Annotated in this window: 16 protein-coding genes and 1 tRNA gene; 13 read left to right on the plus strand and 4 right to left on the minus strand. The window is 60.5% G+C overall.

Annotated elements, in window-relative coordinates:
- The first annotated feature begins 139 nt into the window (after positions 1–139).
- From ACXPUX_RS07240 to ACXPUX_RS07285, 10 genes are all read left to right on the plus strand, one after another.
- Positions 140–1,912 carry an HlyD family efflux transporter periplasmic adaptor subunit gene (locus ACXPUX_RS07240; protein ID WP_458827726.1) on the plus strand — a complete coding sequence of 591 codons (1,773 nt, stop codon included), beginning with the start codon at positions 140–142 and terminating at the stop codon, positions 1,910–1,912.
- Between the two features lie 14 nt (positions 1,913–1,926).
- A complete protein-coding gene (locus ACXPUX_RS07245) occupies positions 1,927–2,676 on the plus strand; it encodes an ABC transporter ATP-binding protein (protein ID WP_055185809.1) in 750 nt (249 codons plus the stop codon).
- Positions 2,673–3,884, plus strand: coding sequence for an ABC transporter permease (locus ACXPUX_RS07250; protein WP_458827727.1), 1,212 nt, complete (start codon positions 2,673–2,675; stop codon positions 3,882–3,884). Before ACXPUX_RS07245 ends, ACXPUX_RS07250 begins: the two co-directional genes overlap by 4 nt.
- 40 nt (positions 3,885–3,924) lie before the next feature.
- The gene (locus ACXPUX_RS07255) at positions 3,925–6,102 is read left to right on the plus strand and encodes an S-layer homology domain-containing protein (protein ID WP_458827728.1); all 2,178 of its coding nucleotides are present in this window, start codon (positions 3,925–3,927) and stop codon (positions 6,100–6,102) included.
- On the plus strand, positions 6,102–6,896 hold the full coding sequence (locus ACXPUX_RS07260) for a ComF family protein (RefSeq protein WP_458827729.1): 795 nt from the start codon (positions 6,102–6,104) through the stop codon (positions 6,894–6,896). The genes ACXPUX_RS07255 and ACXPUX_RS07260 overlap by 1 nt, the downstream gene beginning before the upstream one ends.
- A 149-nt stretch (positions 6,897–7,045) precedes the next feature.
- A tRNA-Pro gene (locus ACXPUX_RS07265) sits at positions 7,046–7,123 on the plus strand.
- Positions 7,124–7,282: 159 nt separating this feature from the next.
- Positions 7,283–8,533, plus strand: coding sequence for a glycerate kinase type-2 family protein (locus ACXPUX_RS07270; protein ID WP_458827730.1), 1,251 nt, complete (start codon positions 7,283–7,285; stop codon positions 8,531–8,533).
- Between the two features lie 162 nt (positions 8,534–8,695).
- The gene (locus ACXPUX_RS07275; RefSeq protein ID WP_458827731.1) at positions 8,696–9,742 is read left to right on the plus strand and encodes an SPFH domain-containing protein; all 1,047 of its coding nucleotides are present in this window, start codon (positions 8,696–8,698) and stop codon (positions 9,740–9,742) included.
- Positions 9,742–9,942 (plus strand): type II toxin-antitoxin system antitoxin, encoded by a 201-nt coding sequence (locus ACXPUX_RS07280; RefSeq protein WP_015537787.1) that lies wholly within the window; start codon positions 9,742–9,744, stop codon positions 9,940–9,942. The genes ACXPUX_RS07275 and ACXPUX_RS07280 overlap by 1 nt, the downstream gene beginning before the upstream one ends.
- Before the next feature lie 371 nt (positions 9,943–10,313).
- Entirely contained in the window at positions 10,314–11,159 is an 846-nt protein-coding gene (locus ACXPUX_RS07285) for a response regulator (protein ID WP_458827732.1), read from the plus strand.
- A 122-nt stretch (positions 11,160–11,281) separates the two neighbouring features.
- On the opposite strand, the gene ACXPUX_RS07290 is transcribed toward ACXPUX_RS07285, so the two are convergent.
- Positions 11,282–11,752 (minus strand): methylated-DNA--[protein]-cysteine S-methyltransferase, encoded by a 471-nt coding sequence (locus ACXPUX_RS07290; RefSeq protein WP_458827733.1) that lies wholly within the window; start codon positions 11,750–11,752, stop codon positions 11,282–11,284.
- Between the two features lie 87 nt (positions 11,753–11,839).
- Here ACXPUX_RS07290 and ACXPUX_RS07295 point away from each other — a divergent pair, with 87 nt between their 5' ends.
- The 3 genes from ACXPUX_RS07295 to ACXPUX_RS07305 all read left to right on the plus strand — a co-directional run bounded on the left by ACXPUX_RS07295 (position 11,840) and on the right by ACXPUX_RS07305 (position 14,274).
- Entirely contained in the window at positions 11,840–12,562 is a 723-nt protein-coding gene (locus ACXPUX_RS07295; protein WP_458827734.1) for an NAD-dependent protein deacylase, read from the plus strand.
- Positions 12,563–12,653: 91 nt separating this feature from the next.
- Positions 12,654–13,283, plus strand: a complete 630-nt coding sequence (locus ACXPUX_RS07300; protein WP_458827735.1) for a hypothetical protein — start codon at positions 12,654–12,656, stop codon at positions 13,281–13,283.
- Between the two features lie 28 nt (positions 13,284–13,311).
- Positions 13,312–14,274: a D-2-hydroxyacid dehydrogenase gene (locus ACXPUX_RS07305; RefSeq protein ID WP_458827736.1), complete on the plus strand. Its 963-nt coding sequence runs from the start codon at positions 13,312–13,314 to the stop codon at positions 14,272–14,274.
- Between the two features lie 123 nt (positions 14,275–14,397).
- On the opposite strand, the gene ACXPUX_RS07310 is transcribed toward ACXPUX_RS07305, so the two are convergent.
- From ACXPUX_RS07310 to ACXPUX_RS07320, 3 genes are all read right to left on the minus strand, one after another.
- Positions 14,398–15,090 (minus strand): peptidoglycan-binding domain-containing protein, encoded by a 693-nt coding sequence (locus tag ACXPUX_RS07310; protein WP_458827737.1) that lies wholly within the window; start codon positions 15,088–15,090, stop codon positions 14,398–14,400.
- Positions 15,091–15,093: 3 nt separating this feature from the next.
- Positions 15,094–17,706, minus strand: coding sequence for a peptidoglycan-binding domain-containing protein (locus tag ACXPUX_RS07315; RefSeq protein WP_458827738.1), 2,613 nt, complete (start codon positions 17,704–17,706; stop codon positions 15,094–15,096).
- A gap of 127 nt (positions 17,707–17,833) precedes the next feature.
- Positions 17,834–18,709: a TlpA family protein disulfide reductase gene (locus ACXPUX_RS07320; RefSeq protein ID WP_458827739.1), complete on the minus strand. Its 876-nt coding sequence runs from the start codon at positions 18,707–18,709 to the stop codon at positions 17,834–17,836.

The raw sequence follows: 18,709 nt of genomic DNA on the forward strand, positions 1-18,709 counted from the left end.
CTTTGTGGAAATGACGTGAAACGAAAATTGGACGCTTGTTTATCGGGGCAAAATGCGCTACACTACAAATATGAGTTTCTGATGGACGTTTTTTATAAAAAACGCTTTGTCATAAAAGAACCTAGGAGGAACGGCAAGAATGATCTGGAACAAGTCTAAACAGCCCGCCGACCAGCAGGACGCAGCAGCTGCACCGAAAAAAGGCGGCGCGGCAGCCTTTGCCCAAAAGAACTGGAAGTGGCTGGTGCCGGTGGCCATCGTGGTACTGGCAGGCGGCTGGTGGCTGCTGAAGCCCAAGAGCGCGAAGCCCGCCAACGTGGATACTTCCTATACGGAGGCGGTGCCCGAGACCCGGGATGTCTCCAACACGCTCAGCGGCACCGGCACGCTGAAGCCCGCCAATACTTACAGCGTTAAATCGCTGGTGTCCGGCAAGGTGCTGACCGGCAGCTTTGAAGAGGGCGATATCGTGGAAGAGGGCACTGTGCTGTACACGGTGGATTCCTCCGACGCCACCACCAAGGTGGAGCAGGCAGCCATCACCTTACAGCAGGCGCAGCGCAGCTACGATAAGACCGCCGACCGCCAGTATGTCCGCGCCGAGGTGGCGGGCATCGTCAGCAGTCTGAAGGTGAACAAGGGTGATGAGGTAAAGAGCGGTCAGGAAGTGGCCGTGGTGCGGGACAGCTCCAAGATGAATTTGGTACTGGAGTTCCCGGCTGCGGATGCTGCCAACTTCTCGGTAGGGCAGACCGCCGAGGTGACGCTGGACGGTACCTTTGAGGTGCTGCCCGGCACCATTACCGCCGTGACCGGCACCGATGCCCTGAGCACCGGCAATCTGCTTACCCGCACTGTGACCCTCTCGGTGTCCAATGCGGGCGGTCTGACCACGGCACAGGCTGCAACGGCTACCGTCAACGGGGTCAGCTGCATTGCTGCGGCCAACTTCCAGTATCAGGCCGAGCGCACCCTGACTGCGCTGACTTCCGGTACCGTGACCGCCATCAATGTGCGGGAGGGCGGCAGCGTGAACAAGGACGATATCATCCTGACCCTCAGCGGTGAGGAACTGACCGAGTCCATCCAGTCTGCCTCCGAGACCCTGCGCGGCGCGGAGCTGTCCATGCAAAATATGCAGGACGCCATGGATAATTACACCATCACCTCGCCCATCAGCGGCACCATCATCGAGAAAAATGCCAAGGTGGGCGATGCTCTGAGCACCGGCAGCGACCTGTGCACCATTTACGACCTGAGCTATCTGGAAATGACCATCAATGTGGACGAGCTGCAGGTCAGCAGCCTGAAGGTGGGACAGTCCGTACAGGTGACCGCAGATGCTGTGAAGGATAAGACCTACGAGGGCGTGGTCACCCGTGTGTCCATGAAGGGTGACACCAGCGGCGGCACCACCACCTACCCGGTGACTGTGCGCATCGATGAAACCGATGGTCTGCGCCCGGGCATGAACGCCAACGCCGAGATCGTGGTGGCGCAGGCGAAAAATGCGCTCACCGTGCCTAACGCCGCCATTGTGCGGGGTGGTTATGTGCTGGTGCGGCAGGACTCGCCCAGCGCCGTGAACGCCGATGCTTCCATGAGCGCACCGGAGGGCTATGTGTACGTCAAGGTCAAGACCGGTGTCAGTGACGACAATTATACGCAGGTGACCAGCGGCCTGTCCGAGAGCGATACCATCGCCTACGACCCCAGCTCTGTGAGCAGTGACAGCTACTACGACTACGGCGGCTACGACTACTCTGACGGCGAAGTAATCGGCGGTGCCGAAAATGCCGCAGACCTTGCCGAGGGCGGCGAGGAGATGCTGCCGGAGGAGACGGAAAACAGTGAAGAACCCGCAGCAGACGGCATCGACCCCGCCGAGACCGGCGCAGTCGTGGTGAATTGACGCAGGAGGGATGAATGAGCGCTCTGATCGAGTTTGATGCGGTGTGCAAGTATTACCAGATGGGCGATACCACGGTAAAGGCTGCCGACCACATCACCATGAAAATCGAAAAAGGCGAGTTCGTGGCCATCGTGGGCCAGTCCGGATCGGGCAAATCCACCTGCATGAACATCATCGGCTGTCTGGATGTGCCCACCCACGGCACCTACCGGCTCAACGGCCGGGACGTGGGCAAGATGAACCGCAACGAGCTGGCCGCCATCCGCAACGAGATGCTGGGCTTTATCTTCCAGCAATACAATCTGCTGCCCAAGCTGAACCTGATGGAAAACGTGGAGGTACCGCTGGTGTATGCGGGTATCTCCCGCGCCGACCGCCACATCCGCGCCCGGGAGGTGCTGGAGCAGGTGGGGCTTGGCGATAAGCTGAAAAACCGCCCCAACCAGCTTTCCGGCGGTCAGCAGCAGCGTGTGTCCATCGCGCGGGCACTGGTGCGCAACCCGCCGGTCATTCTGGCGGACGAGCCCACCGGCGCGCTGGACTCCCACACCGGCCGCGAGGTGCTGGGGCTTTTGCAGCAGCTGCACAAGCAGGGACACACCGTAGTGCTGATCACCCACGACAACTCCATTGCCGTGCAGGCCGACCGCATCATCCGGCTGGAGGATGGTCAGGTGGTGTATGACGGCGACTCCCACGCACCGGAGGCCATGGTGCAGCCCACCCTGCTGCCCGAAACGCCGGAAAAGGAGGAACAGGCATGATCTTTGAAACCTTCCGGCAGGCCATCCAGAACGTGTGGAGCAACAAGCTGCGCACCTTTCTGACCATGCTGGGCATCATCATCGGCGTGATGGCGGTCATCGTCATCGTAGGTCTGGGCAACGGCATGACCAAAAGTATGCGGGACAGCTTTTCCGCACTGGGCACCAACACCCTGAGCATTCAGGTGTGGGGCTACGGCTCCCGCACCGTGCCGGTGGAGGAGATGTATGACATCTGCCAGCGGCATTCCGACCTGATCAAGGCGGTATCGCCTCAGATCGAAATGAGCGGCAGCGCCAGCGGTACGCTGAAGATCGGTACCACCAGCTACCGCTGGTCCAACATAAGCGGTGTGGACGAGAACTACACCGAGATGAAGAATTACCAGCTCGCACAGGGACGCGGCCTGCAATATATGGATATGCAGGACAACAAGCAGGTCTGCATCATTGGCGATTACCTGAACCGGGTGGCCTTTGGCGGCAACGGCGTGGGGCAGACGCTCAAGATTGGTGCCAATAAGTTCCGCATCGTGGGCGTGCTGGCACCCAAGGTCAGCGACCCCACCATGCAGCAGGGCAGCGACGATGACTGCGTTTACCTGCCCTACACCACCGTGATGCGGCTTTCCAGCCAAAGCTCGGTGAACAGCTATACGGCAGTGATGACCGATGAAAACTTTGCCAACGAGGCCAAGACCACGATAGAAGAGGAACTGATGTCGATCCTCAAGACCGAGAATGGTTACTATGTGTATAGCGCCAGCGAGTGGCTGGAGGAAATGAACAAGATGATCAACATGGTCATCGTGATACTTACCGGTATTGCCAGCATTTCGCTGCTGGTGGGCGGCATCGGCATTATGAACATTATGCTGGTGTCGGTGACCGAGCGCACCCGCGAGATCGGCATCCGCAAGGCGCTGGGCGCAAAGGAGCGCACCATTCTGGCGCAGTTTGTGGTGGAAGCGGCCACCACCTCCGCGCTGGGCGGCGTTTTAGGCATTGCGCTGGGCTATGCGGCGTCCATGGCAGCCAACAAGGTGCTGCCCATGTTCATGACCGATACCACCGTTACGGTAAGCCCCTCCTTCAACTCCATTGTGGTGGCCTTTGGCATCTCGGTGGGCATCGGCGTGCTGTTCGGCTACCTGCCGGCACGGCGCGCAGCCCGGCTGAACCCCATTGAAGCATTGCGCTACGATTGATCGCGGCGGCGTGATAAACAAAGAACAAGAGGTACGACCAATGAAAAAACGGATTCTCGCATTTCTGCTGGCGGTCAGCATTGCGGTGTCGGTGCTGGTGCTGCCGGTCTCGGCGGCCAGCATCAACAACACGGCCCTGCAGACGGCTATTACTCTGGGCGCTGTGCCCACCGGTCAGGAGCTTAGCGCCAACATTACCCGCGGCGCTTTTGCCAAAATGCTGGTGTCCTTTTCCACCTACCGGGAAAGTGTAAGCGCACAGGGCACGGTGGGCACTTTGTACCGGGATGTGCCTGGCACCTCCCAGTGGGCACCCTATATCCGCATTGCAGTGCAGCAGGGCTGGATGAACGGCTACACCGATGGCTCCTTCCGCCCGGACAGCACCGTCACGCTGGAGGAAGCCTGCGCAGCGGTGCTCAAGCTGCTGAGCTATAAGACAACCGACCTGACTGGTTCCTTCCCGCAGGCACAGCTGAACAAGGCACAGCAGATCGGTCTGCGGGACCAGCTGACCTGCACGCAGGGACAGGCTATGACCTACGAGCAGTGCACCCTGCTGCTGTACAACGCCCTGCGCGCAAACACCGCCAGCGGCAGCGCCTACGGCAGCTCGCTGGGCTTTACGGTGTCCAACGGTCAGGTGGATACCTCCTCGGTGCTGCTCAAGAGCCGCAAGGGCCCCTTTGTGGCAGAGGAGGGCACCCAGCTGCCCTTTACGCCGGTGAGCGTCTACCGCAACGATAAGACCTCCGCTTCGGCAGAGCTGAACAAGTACGATGTGTACTATTACAGTGAAAGCCTGCAGACGGTGTGGATCTACACCCGCCGCGCCGCAGGCCGCATTACCGCAGTATCGCCCAGCGCCAGCGCACCCACGGCACTGACTGTGGCGGGCAGCACTTACAGTCTGGGCAGCTCTGCGGTGGCATCCAAGATCTCTTCCCTGAACGGCGGCGGCATGGGCGAGGTAGTCACCCTGCTGCTGGGCATGGACAACGAGGTAGCCGATGTGATCACCGGCGAGGAAGCCGACAGCGTGTTCTACGGCGTGGTGCAGACCGCAACCCGCAGCCTTGTAGAGGATAACGGCGCAGACGTGCTGCAAAAGATCTCGGTGATGTGCACCGATGGCATCACCCGCACCGTGAACATCGACAAAAGCCTGAACTACCCCACCGGCTGGCTGGTGGAGATCAGCGTGACCCCCGAGGGAGAACAGGTGACCGCCATCGAGTCCAAATCGGTCAGCGGCACCATCAACGATACCGCCACCGCGCTGGGGGACTATGCTCTGGCCGATGACGTACAAATCTTGGATACGACATCGGAGGGGTTGGCTGGGACGGTTCGTCCCAGCCGAATAGCGGGGACAAATCTGAACACGCTGGCTGTGCGTTACTATACGCTGAATGAGCAGGGGCAGATCGACCGCCTGATTTTGAATGATGTCACGGGTGATCTGTGGAAATACGGCGTACTGGACGATGTGAAGAATCTGGCCTTCAACGCCAGCTCCATTCTGGGCACCCTGACCGGCAGCGGCTCCTCCGGCTCGGGGGATAGCTCTTCCGGGGACAGCTCTTCCGGCTCGGGCAGCGGCTCCACCGGGGATAGCTCCTCTGGTTCCGGTTCTACCGGCGGCACCACCAACACCACCACGGTGGTGGATGATCTGCGCAGCGTGCTGGTGCCCACCACCAGCGAGATCCTGTGGGGCGTCATTGACGGCTCGCTGCTGAGCACGGTCTGGAACCGCATCACCAGCAGTTCCGGCTCGCTGCTGAGCATCGGCCTCAAGCAGCTGGCCAACATCACCGGCCAGCCCATGAGCACCATCCTCAACTTTGTGGGCGGCGGCGCTACTTACATCTGCTACGTCAATGGCAGTCAGACCAGCTTTTCCACCTCCATCAAGTACCCGGTGCTGGCGGGCGGTCTGGCAGTACGGCAGAACGTGAACGGCACGGTAAAGGCCATGATCCAGCTGATGCCCATGAAGATCGACAGGGTGGGTGCAGCCTCGGTGATGAGCAACGGCACCCGCTACGAGACGGCTGACGATATGCAGGTGTACCTGTGGTACAAGGGCCAATACTACGCCACCAAGCTCTCTGAGGTGAACTCCGAGGGCTACTACCTGACCGGCTGGTACGATAACTTTGGCTGCGCAGCAGGCAAGCGCGTGCGGGTGATCGTGGCGGTCAAAAAGGACTGATGGACTACTATGATCCCCGGCGCAGGGCGCTGCGGGCGGTACGGCAGCTGCTTTACCCACGCGAGTGCCCCTTCTGCGGCCGGGTGCTGGGAGACGTACGGGATTGCCCGGACTGCGCAGAGCAGCTGGAAACGCTGCGCCGCAAGCCGGGCATCCGGCTGGACCCGGCGCAGCACTATATTGGCAATCTGACCGGTGCGGCTGCGCCCTATCGTTACAGCGGCTGTGTGCGGCGCGGCATCCTGAACGCAAAGTATCAGGGCAAGCCGTGGCGGGCTGTGGAGATGGGCAACCGTCTGGTGCAGCTGGCCTTTGGCGGGGAACTGACCGTGCAGTACGGTGAGCTGCTCCCGCAGCCGGTGCCGTGGGCAGCCATCGGGTACGATTTGATCGTGCCGGTGCCGGCTTCCGGCACAAGGCGCGGCTACAACGTGCCGGAACTGATGGCGCTGCCACTGGCAAAAGCCATGGAGGTGCCGCTGGCACCGCAGGCACTGGAGCGCACCCGGGCAAAACGGCATCAGGCCGGTCTGCCGCTGGAGCAGCGCATGGCCAACGTAGCAGGCGCTTTCCGGGCGGCACAGCCGCAGCTGGTGGAGGGTAAGCGCATCCTGTTGGTGGATGACGTCATCACCACCGGCACAACGGCTGCCGCCTGCGCGCAGGCGCTGCTCCATGCCGGGGCAGACGGCGTGTTCGCGCTGGCCTTTGCCACGGTGGAGTTTGGCGCACCGCCGGACGACACCACCCCGATCTGCGAGGATGACGAGCAAGAAGCATATAGCAATTTCTAAAAATAACGCTTTTTCGCGCATCCTTTCCGCAGGCAAAAGCGGGACAGTAAAATGTAAAAACTGCATCAGAAATTTGGGAAAAGCGCTTGACAAAACGGGCAAAATTGGGTATACTAATCAAGCTGTAAGCGACAAACGCAAACAGATATCCGGGTGTAGCGCAGTTTTGGTAGCGCGCTTGAATGGGGTTCAAGAGGCCGTGAGTTCGATTCTCGCCACTCGGACCAAACGAAAATAATCCGAACTTGTTTCCGATAGGAGATGGGTTCGGATTATTTGTTTTCTGCGGAAAACAGACTTGCATTTATCAAAAAATAACCGAACCTTGCGGCTGCTGATGGAATTTGCCGCAGAGTTCAGGCGAATCCTGTAAGGAGGGTCATAGTATGAATACCACATTGCGGCGGGATGCGGATGAAATCATCCATTCCAGCATTCAGGCGGTGCTGCCGGATAAGGCCGTGTGCCGCGCGCTGGAAAACTTTCAGCCCGGAGGCGGCAGGGTGCTGCTGGTGGCGGCGGGCAAGGCCGCATGGCAGATGGCGCACGCCGCCGTGCAGACATTGGGGCATGTGGACGGCGGCGTTGTGGTGACCAAGTACGGCCATGTGAAGGGCGAGATTCCCGGCGTATATTGCTACGAGGCGGGCCATCCCGTGCCGGATGCCAACGGCTTTGTAGCCACCGAAAAAGCTTTAGCGCTGGTGCAGGGGCTGACCGCAGAGGACACGGTGCTGTTTCTGCTTTCCGGCGGCGGCAGTGCCCTGTTTGAGAAGCCGCTTGTCCCCGGCGGGGAATTGCAGGACATCACCAACCAGCTCCTTGCCAGCGGAGCGGATATCGTGGAGATGAACACCATCCGCAAGCGGCTGTCCGCAGTCAAGGGCGGTCGGTTCGCACAGCACTGCGCGCCCGCAAGGGTGTTCAGCATCGTGCTCAGCGATATTCTGGGCGACCCGCTGGATATGATCGCCAGCGGCCCGGCGGTGCCGGATGGCTCCACCTGCGCGCAGGCGCTTGCCGTTGCGGAAAAATATCAGCTCCGCTTATCGGCGCAGGCAAAGGCGCTGCTGGCGCAGGAAACGCCGGAAGCTCTTGATAACGTGACCACCCATATCACCGGCAGCGTCCGGGAGCTGTGCGCTGCCGCCGCCAAAGCCTGCCGGAAGCTGGGCTATGCGCCCATCCTCCTCACCGACCGGCTCTGCTGCGAGGCGCGGGAGGCAGGCAGCTTTCTGGGTGCCATCGCCCGCAGCCATGCGGGGCAGGGGAAAAAGCTGGCCTTTATCGCGGGCGGCGAAACGGTGGTGCACCTGACCGGCAAAGGGCTGGGCGGACGCAATCAGGAGCTGGCGCTGGCCGCAGCCCCGGCACTGGACGGACAAAACGCGGCGGTGTTCTCGGTGGGCAGTGACGGCACCGATGGCCCCACCGATGCCGCCGGTGGCTATGCGGACGGCGACACCGCTGCGGCACTGGCTGCGGCGGGCCGGAACCTGTTCGATACCCTGCAAAACAACGATGCCTACCACGCCTTGCAGGCAGTGAATGGGCTTATTATCACAGGCGCTACCGGTACCAATGTCAATGATGTTGCCGTGGTGCTGATTGGGGGAGAAGAGCAGGCAGACGCCTGAAACTCTGTCCGTCCGGCGCACCCATAACCTTTACCTCGCTTTGCCCGCAGTGTCCGGGCAGGCGGGGATTTTTGTTGGAAGTACTTGACAGACTTTGTTTAAAGTGATATGATTTTGATATCAGAAAGAAATGCTTCCGACCCTGATAAGGAGGGACTTGTTATGGAAGAGAAAATTTTGAATACCCGCAAAAACGGTATGGCCATGCTGCTGCTCACCTTGCTGGGCTATGTGGTATCTATTGCCCTGTTCATTTTCTGCATCACGCTGCTCAATGCAGATCGGCCGCACCGGCTGTTTCTGGGCATTCCGCTGCTGATTTTGTCCATTGCGTATTGGATCGCAGGCATCTTCCTGTTCTGCGGCCTCAAGGTGCTAAAGCCGCAGGAGGCGCTGGTGCTCACCCTGTTTGGTGATTACATCGGCACGCTGAAGGGACAGGGCTTTTACTGGGTGAACCCCTTCTGCACTGCCGTCAACCCCGCCGCCGGTACCCGCCTGAGCCAGAGCGGAGACGTGAACAGTAAGGAAAACAGCGTGGCTGCGCTGTTTGGCAATAATGGCCAGAATGCTCAGATGAGCGCCGAGTCCATGAGCAAAAAAATCTCCCTCAAGATGATGACCCTGAACAACTCCCGCCAGAAGATCAACGATTGTCTGGGTAACCCGGTGGAGATCGGCATTGCGGTCATCTGGCGCGTTACCGATACCGCCAAGGCCGTGTTCAACGTGGATAACTACAAGGAATATCTCTCCCTGCAGTGCGACAGCGCCCTGCGCAACGTGGTGCGGGTGTACCCCTACGATGTTGCCCCCAACGTGGACACCACCGGCGACGGCGTGGCCGACGAGGGTAGCCTGCGCGGCTCCTCTGAGGTGGTGGCTGCCCGCATCCGGGACGAGATCCAGAAGAACGTGGCCGAGGCCGGCATCGAGGTGGTGGAAGCACGCATTACCTATCTGGCCTATGCGCCGGAAATTGCAGCGGTCATGCTGCAGCGCCAGCAGGCCAGTGCCATCATTGACGCCCGCAAGATGATCGTGGACGGCGCTGTGGGCATGGTGGAAATGGCGCTGGATCGTCTGAACGAGAACAAGGTAGTGGAGCTGGACGATGAACGCAAGGCGGCAATGGTGTCCAATCTGCTGGTGGTGCTGTGCGGCAACCGGGATGCCCAGCCCATCGTGAACAGCGGCAGCCTGTACTGATGGCCGAGCCGAAAAAACAGGTGCCCCTGCGCCTGAACGCTAAGCTCTATGATGCCCTTGCCGCTTGGGCAGAGGATGACTTCCGCTCGGTGAACGGGCAGATCGAATATCTGCTTACCGAGTGCGTGCGTCAGCGCAAAAAGAACGGGAAATATGTCTCCGACCAGCTGGACGTCCCGCCGGAACTGGATCTCCATTGAAGCACCCGTGAAAAAAGCGTCTGGAGCGCTCCGCAGAGCGCGACAAACGCAAATTATTCAATATGGCTGCTGCACAAGACAAGTGCGGCAGCCTTTTGTTTGTTGGGGAAAAGCCGCACTTTCCGGCAGAAAGAGGGAACAAATAAATAACAGCTTGATATATCAGTTGGCTGCGCAATGCTCCGGTATTTCGTCGAAAAAGGCGACCGAAGCTGCGGAAATGTCTTGAAGAGACAGGAGAAGATGGACAAATATCTGGGCGAAAACGTTTCCTTTTTGGATTTTTCCAGAAAATAACTTGCCTAAAAGTTTGCGGCGTGCTAAACTAATAGTGGGGAATTGTTTTGCGTAAGCAGACAGGGGGTGAAGCTATGAAAATACTGGTTGTGGATGACGGTCAGCTTGCGATCAATTCGCTGATCCGTATCCTGTGCCGGGTGGCACCGGACTGTGATTATATCAGCGCTATGACGACTGACGACGCCCTGACGTGGATGCGGCAGGGTCCGATGGATGCTGCCTTTTTGAACCTGGAAATGCCGGGCATGAACGGCCTTGCCCTTGCCCGTATGATCCAGAAATTGCAGCCCCGCTGCAATATCATCGTGGTCACCGAGCACCCGGAATATGCGCTGGAAGCATTGCAGATCTTCGTCAGCGGCTTTCTGCTCAAGCCTGCCAACGAGGCCGATGTGCGCAATGTGCTGGAAAACCTGCGCTACCCGCCGGAAACGGCACCTGTGGGCATCAAGATCCAGTGCTTCGGCAACTTCGAGATCTTTGTGGGCGGGCGTCCGCTCTCCTTCAAGCGCAGCAAGAGCAAGGAGCTGCTGGCTTACCTCGTGGACCGCAACGGTGCCACCTGCACCAACGGCGAGATGCTGGCTGTTCTGTGGGAGGATAAGCCCGATACTGCTTCGCTGCACAGCCACCTGCGCAACTTGATCTTTGACCTCAGCCATACGCTGGAGGATGCAGGGGTCAACGGACTGCTGATACGCGGCCGCAGCACCTTGGCGCTGGATACCAGCAAGGTGGACTGCGATTATTATAACTTCCTGCGGGGAGACCGCTCGGCGTTCAACTCCTACCGGGGCGAGTATATGACCCAGTATTCCTGGGCAGAGGTTACCCGTTCGGCGCTGCGCCAGCAGGCCGCAGCTACGCCCAGAAGTGGGTCTATCCCAAGCTATTACGTCCCGCCCACGGGCTTTTAAAACTGCATAAAACACCAAAGGCTGCTGTGCAAACGATGCGCAGTAGCCTTTTCGATTTTTATAGGTTTGAAAATGGGGTAACAGAACGCCCGCAGGCGTGCTGTTATCCTATAATAAATTGCTTAAGATCGCTCCAATTCCAGCAGATATTCCTTGATATCCAGCCCTTCGGCGTAACCGGTCAGGCTGCCGTCTGCGCCAATGACCCGGTGACACGGCACCACGATGCAAAGTGGGTTGCGGTGGCAGGCGCTGCCTACGGCGCGGCTTGCCTTGGGTTTGCCCAGCGCCGCCGCCAGTTGTCCGTAGGTGCGCACCTCCCCGTAGGGAATCTTGCGCAGCTGCGCCCATACCGCCTGCTGAAAGGGCGTGCCCTTTGCCGCCAGCGGCAGATCGAACTCCCGGCGCACCCCGGCAAAATATTCGTTCAGCTGCTCCTCGGCTTCTTGTAACAGGGGGGTCTCCACCACCCTGCGGGGCAGCGGCTCCAGCTCCGGCGCACCGTCCGGGCAAAAATGTACCCCGCACAGCGCATCGTTCTCCTCCTCTAAACAGATGGCTCCAAGGATGCTGTTGATGTACCAGACGTTCAAAACCGGCCTCTTCCTTTCCTGTAAGAATGTGCTATACTGGTACTATCTTAACATAAAAGCTTCCGTGAGGAAAGGGGCGTTTCAACTATGGTCAAGGCACTGGAAGACATTATTGCAAAAAGCAGCAGCATCGTCTTTTTCGGCGGCGCGGGCGTTTCTACGGAGAGCGGCATCCCGGATTTCCGCAGCGTGGACGGGCTGTACCACCAGAAATACGACTACCCGCCCGAAACCATCCTCAGCCATACCTTCTGGGAGGAAAACCCGGAAGAATTTTACCGTTTTTACCGCGATAAGCTGATCATAAAGGGGGCAAAGCCCAACGCCGCCCATCTGCGGCTGGCAAAGCTGGAGCAGCAGGGCAAGCTGCGGGCGGTGGTCACCCAGAACATCGACGGTCTGCATCAGGCGGCAGGCAGCAAAACCGTGTACGAGCTGCACGGCAGCACTCTGCGCAACTACTGCACCCGCTGCGGCAAGTTCTACGATGTGGATTTCATCGCAAACAGCACCGGCGTGCCCCGCTGTACCGAGTGCGGCGGCATCGTAAAGCCGGACGTGGTGCTTTATGAGGAGGGCTTGGACGAGGAGGTGCTGTCCGGCGCAGTGGATGCCATCCGCCATGCCGATACCCTTATCATCGGCGGTACCAGTCTGGTGGTGTACCCTGCCGCCGGGCTCATCCGCTACTTCCGGGGTGACAACTTGGTGGTCATCAATATGCAGCCCACCGGGGCGGATGCCTCTGCCGACCTGTGCATTGCAAAGCCCATCGGGCAGGTGCTGAGCGAGGACGTTTCGCTGGACTGATTTTTGCGCTGTAAGGCGCGCTGCTTCGCGCCGGTTCGCACGCAGTTTTCCGTATGCTGATGGAAAGAACAACAGAACGGAGGAACTGCAAATGATCCAGGTATGCGACCCGCCGCGTCAGCGGCAGGTACGGCGGCTTTCCGCCGAAGAATTTTTTACATTGGTGCGCTGCGGCGGGGCGGGGTTTTACCGTCCCTGCTCCGAGGTGCTGCGGATGCTGACCGCAGGCGAGGCGTGGGGCACATCTGGGGCGGCGCTGCTGGTGCTGCCCCTTACCGCCGATACCGCCGCCGCAGCGGCACTGCGCAGCTGGCTGGGACGCAGGCAGCTGGAGGGCGGCTGCCTGCTCACCCCGCCGGTAAATACCGGCGAGGAACTGCCCGCCCGGCTGGTGGAAATTGCCGCAGCTCGGGCAGACCGGCTGCGCCGCAAGGGCACGGCATGGGCGGTGGTAGAGTGCACCGAAACGGCGGCGGCGCTGTTGCCGCTGTATTTCCGGCAGGGCTTCGGGCTGCGGGCGCTGCGCCCGCTGGAAAGCCTTGCGCCCTGCTTTTTGCTGCGCACCGGCTGTGTGCCCGCCCGCACCGCGCCGGTGTGGGTGCCGCTGGAAGATCGGGTGCAGCTGGCGCTGCTGCTGGCAAAGGGCTATGCCGCGCTGGACAGCCGCCCCTACGGCGGCAGTCTTGCGCTGGCACTTTATCCGCTGAAGGAAACGGAATAACGTAAAACAGAGAGGGAATGAGAAAGCTATGAAGGCAGTGATTCTGGAAAGCTATGTGATGGAAGAAGGGGATTTGGACTGGTCCGGGGTGAAGGCACTGGTGCCGGACACCACCAGCTATGTGCGCACGGACTACGCCGACATTGCACCCCGCATCGGGGATGCAGAGCTGGTGCTCATCAACAAGTGCCGCATTGACGAAGCGGTGCTGGCACAGTGTCCGAACCTTAAATGGGTGGGCATCATCGCCACCGGCACGGATAATATCGACCTTGAAGCCTGCCGCCGCCATGGGGTGGCAGTGGCCAACGTGCCGGGCTATTCTACTTACAGCGTGGCGCAGATGACCTTCAGCCTGCTGCTGGCCATCTGCCAGTGCGCCCAGCGGTACGACCGGGCGGTAAAGGCCGGGTACTGGCAGCTGGGCATCCCGGCAGAGTATGGTCTGCTGCCGCAGGTGGAGCTGCTGGGCAAGACCTTTGGCGTCTACGGCTACGGCAGCATCGGCCGCCAGACCGCCCGCATTGCAAAGGCCTTTGGCATGGAGGTGCTGGTGTGCACCCGCACGGTGCGCCCGGAATACGCCGCCGATGGGGTGGAGTTCGTGGACTTTGACACGCTGCTTGCCCGCAGCGATGTGCTTAGCCTGCACTGCCCGGCAACCCCGGCAACCCGCGGGCTGATGAGCCGGGAAGCCCTTGCCAAAATGAAGCCCGGTGCCATTCTGCTGAACACCGCCCGGGGCGCACTGGTGGACGAGGAAGCCGTAGCCGATGCGCTGGAAAGCGGAAAGCTTGCCTTTTACGGCGCCGATGCCTTTGCTGCCGAGCCGCTGCCGCCCCAAAGCCGGCTGCGCAGTCTGCCGGGCGCGGTGCTTACCCCGCATATCGCGTGGACCACAAAGGAGGCGCTGCAGCGGCTGATGGATATCACCACTGGCAACCTGCGCAGCTTTCTGGCAGGCAAGGGCGAGAATATCGTCAACCCTTGATTTTGGCAGGGCGCTGTACTATCGCAAGCCAAGAAATTAGTGCAGCATGAAAACAGCGTATTAGTGAAAAAAGAGCGACCGCACATGGTTTTGTGCGGCCGCTTTTTCTGTATGGGGCAAACGCTAGTCAATGGTGGTTTTGGTGCGTCCGATGCCGATGACGGCGGTGGAGATCTTTTTCCAGCTGTTGCAGCCGCACACGCCGTCCACCCGCAGGCTGGTGCGTTTCTGATAGCCGCGCAGCGCCTGCTCGGTGCGGGCACCAAAGATGCCATCGATGCGGCTGCCGGTCTGGTAGCCAAGGGTGGAAAGCGCGTCCTGCAAGATCATGACATAGCAGCCCCGGCTGCCCCGGCGCAGGGTGGGGTAACCGGCGGTGGTGCCGCTGCAGGCCGGGGTGCCGTAGCGGCGGTCAAAGTGCACCCATGTGGGGGTCTGGCTCAACGGCTCCACATAGCCCCACGCGCCACTAGCGCGGGCAGCGTTGTAAATGGCGGTGCGCTGGCGTTGCTCAAGGCTTTGCCCCACATCAAACGCTACCCCCGCGTAGTGCTGGCTGCGGGTGCCGTGGCCGCCCTCCCAGATGCGGCGGAAGGCGTACCCCACTGGGATGCCCCTGCCGTATTTGCGGCGGGTCAGGTTCCACGCTTCCATGGCGGCAATGGTGGTCCACAGGGTAGGGCTGGCCGATTTGCCCCGGAACTCCCGCAGCCGCAGGGTGGTCAGGGTGCTGTAAGGCATAGGGTCGTTCTCGTTCAGGTTTGCATAGGTGTACACCTTGTTTTCGTAGGCGTCATAGATCAAAAGGCGTGCCATCCCTCATTCCTCCTTCTCACAGCCGCAGGGGTCGGAGCACTGGGCTTGCAAAGCGTGCCATGTTTCCCGGTACACGATGCCGTTTACCGGGTGCAGCCCCGCCTGCTGCTGGACAGCCCGTACGGCGGCGGCATCTGCCGCGCCAAAGCGGTTATTGTCGGCTACATAGTCCTCACCGCAGGAAAGCTGTGCCCGGCGGTTGAGCCAGCGCTCCACCTGTCCCACCTCCTGCCCGGCGCTGCCCTCGGCGATGGCGCGCCCCGGATAAGCGGTGCTGGGCGGGGTATCCCGGTCGGGGTTCGGGGCATGGGCGGCCAGCTGCAAACTCAGCGCTTCCACCGCCGTCCATGTGTCGGCATCGGCAATGCCGGTCTGCTCCAGCCCTAATAGCTGCTGGGCACTGCGGGTGGCGGCGGCAGTCTCGTCGGTGTACTGGTCGGAGAGGGGCGGGTTCTCCACACTGGTAAAGTAGTAAGCAATGCGCTGCAAAAGCAGGCTGTAGTAGAGCACTGCACTGCCGGAAGACCCCACTGTGAGCGGGGTGCCGGGGTAGGGCAGGCGTTTCAGGGTGACCACCGGCCCGGATGTCCGCAGAGTGGACGCCTTGTCGTACAGGCTGTTCCATGTGGTACGTCCCACGATGCCATCTACAGTCAGCCCCGCAAAGCGCTGGTAGGCCCGCACGGCAGCTTCGGTGGAAGCACCGAACTGTCCGTCGATGCCAATGGCCGGGATGCTGCTCTCGTAGGCGCTCATGAGGTAGAGGTAGAACTGCAGCTCCCGCACCGCTGTGCCGGAAGAGCCCTTGCGCAGCACGCCCGGGTACTCGCCGGGGCGCAGGCTGGACGACAGCAGCTTGTTGGCGATGTCGTTGTACACCTCGTATAGCTTGTTCCATGTCGTGCGGCCCACCACACCGTCGCTGGTCAGGCCAAAGTAGGTCTGGAACCGTTTGACTGCCGCTGTGGTGGCACTGCCGAACTTGCCGTCCACCGTGATGTTGTTCAGGTTCGAGTACACCGTGCGCGCGATCTTGAGCCAGAACTGCACCAGCCGCACATTCTGTCCGCTTGCACCCTCCCGCAGGGCGGTGCCGGGGTAGGCATTGGGGGTGCCGTTGTCGGACTGGATGCTGCGGAACTGGTCGTACAGCTCGGTCCATGTGTCACGGCCCACCACGCCGTCCACGGTCAGGCCGTATTTGCGCTGGAAGGCGCGCACCGCATTGGCGGTGGCAGTGCCGTATACGCCGTCCACCTTTACGGCGGGAATGGCGCTATCGTACTGCGCCAGCGTGTTCAGCCAGAACTGTACCTGCTCCACCGCGCTGCCGGAAGAGCCGGTGCTCAGCACCGTGCCGTTCCATGTGCCGTCCGAGAGAGTGCCGCTGGACACCTCGCCCTCGCTGGTCAGTTCGGCGAGGTCCTTTACCGATACATAGATGTAGCTGATCTTGTACCATGTCTGCCGCCCCACTACGCCGTCGGCGGTCAGGTTGAACTGCTTCTGAAACGCCCGCACCGTGGCGGCCATCTTGGCCCCGAACACGCCGTCCACAGTCAGCAGGCCGAGGAAAGGATAGTCCTTGGTGATGCGGTTCAGCTGGCGCTGCAGGGTGAACACTGCCGTGCCGCTGTCGCCCTGCCGGATGGGCGAACCGGGGTAGCTCTGGGGAATAGACTGAATGTTCGAGGTGCGGATGATCTCAATGTCGTTGCCGTAGTAATACTTCAGGATCTGCAAGGCGTTACGGCCCTGATTGGCCAGCGTCACGGTGCCCCACTGCTTGAGACCTGGGCAGGTGACCGATTTACCGTCGCAGTACTCGGAGTAGTAGGGGTTCACGGTGCCGGTCTTGCGGAGATAGGTGTTGAAGATATCGTTGGTGATGCGCACCATCACGTCGAACACCGTGCGTCCGTGGACGTAATACTGGTCATAGCTGGTGGAGTTGGTGATGTTGAAGGTATAGCCCTTGCTGGGATACCACTCGGTGTAGATGCGGTTGAGCGCCAGCGAGATCTGACAGTGGATGTTGGCCCGCAGGGCCTGCTCCGGCCATGTGGGATACACTTCGCTGGACGCCACATTGGCGATATAATCCCGGAAGGAGACGGTCACGTTCCGTGCGGAGGCTGCAGGCTTGCCCAGATGCACCGTGATGTTCTTGGGGATGATGACCCGGCTCAGCACCCGGGGCATGCAGTTCTCCATGGGGTCCGGGCCGCTGCCGCCGTCGCCGGTGAACAGTGAATGCTCCGGGATGACTACGGGCGGGTTTGCCACGTAGAGACCCTCTTCGGTCTCAGGGATCATCTCCGGCTGGGCCAGTGTGACCTGCCCGGCAAAGATCTGCACACCCTGAATGCGCACGGTGCGGAAGCCTGCCTTTGTGGCAGTCAGGTCCACAACGGCATAGGGCCGGATAGTGTTGTCCTCCTGCAGGGACAGCGCACAGGAGGGGGCTTCAATGGAGATGTCGGCAGCGGTGCCGGTCTCGTCGGTGATGCGGTGCAGGGTAAAGCCGTCCCCCTGCACTGTAACGGTCACCCCTTCCACGGGGGCAGACTGGCGTGCCGCAAAGGTCTGGATGCGGAGAGTTCCGGTGTTTTTCATGGAGATACGCTCCTTTGCTGGTAAAAGTATGCTTCTGCCCCAGCGTATTCCGTCCGGTGCCCGGGCGTGCATGGCAATGCCCGCAGCAAACAAAAAAAGCCGCCCGTAGGCGGCAGGGGAGAATAGCTTATTTGGTGCTGTCCTTGGCAAGGGCGGCGTCAATGTTTTTTTGCAGGGCGGCAAGGTTCTCTTCCTTGTCGATGCCGCCCAGCAGGGGCTGCCCCACAACGTTGCCGTCCCGGTCAAAAACGTAGGTGGTAGGGAAGGCCATCATGTTCAGCGCGAACTTACCGGCCTCGCTGCCGGAAGCAAAGTAGATGTTGCGGTAGCTTGCGCCCTTTGCAGCCAGCAGCTTTTTGGCGGCTTCAATGCCCTGCTGATTGCCGTCCAGCGTCTCGGTGTTGATGCCGACCACCTCGCCGCCCTGTGCCTTGACCTTCTCGTTCAGGGCGTTCAGGTCGTCCAGTTCCTCCACGCAGGGCTTGCAGCCGTTGAACCAGAAGTTCACCACCGTAAAGGCATTGCCCGCAAACAGGCTGTTGTCCACCGGGTTGCCCTCTAAATCGCTGCCCTCAAACTGGGGGAAGGCAGTGCCCTGTGCGGCAGCGCCGGAAGCGGCATCCTCTGCGGGGGCAAGGGCGGCGATCTGCTCCTCGATGGCACGAATCTTTTCCGCATCGGCGGTCAGGGTCTTGTACTCCTCGGCCGAGAACTGGTCCTTTGCCTTTTCCACGGCGCTGAGCAGAAAATCGCCGTAGTTCGTGCTGAGGGTGGCCTCGGTCATGTTTTTGTCCATGGAAGCGAACACCTTCTCCCACAGAGCATCGTTTGCGGAAAGGATCTCGTTTTCCTCGGCCAGCAACTGCTCCTCGGTCTTGCTTTCCGCTGCCGCAGAGGAAGCGGAAGATGCAGTAGATGCAGAGGATGCACCCTGCCCGCAGGCGGCAAGGCTGAAAGCCAGCGCGAGGCTGAGCAAAAGTGCGGTTACACGGTTAAGCTTCAT

This window comes from Faecalibacterium sp. PGM34, from assembly GCF_054456555.1.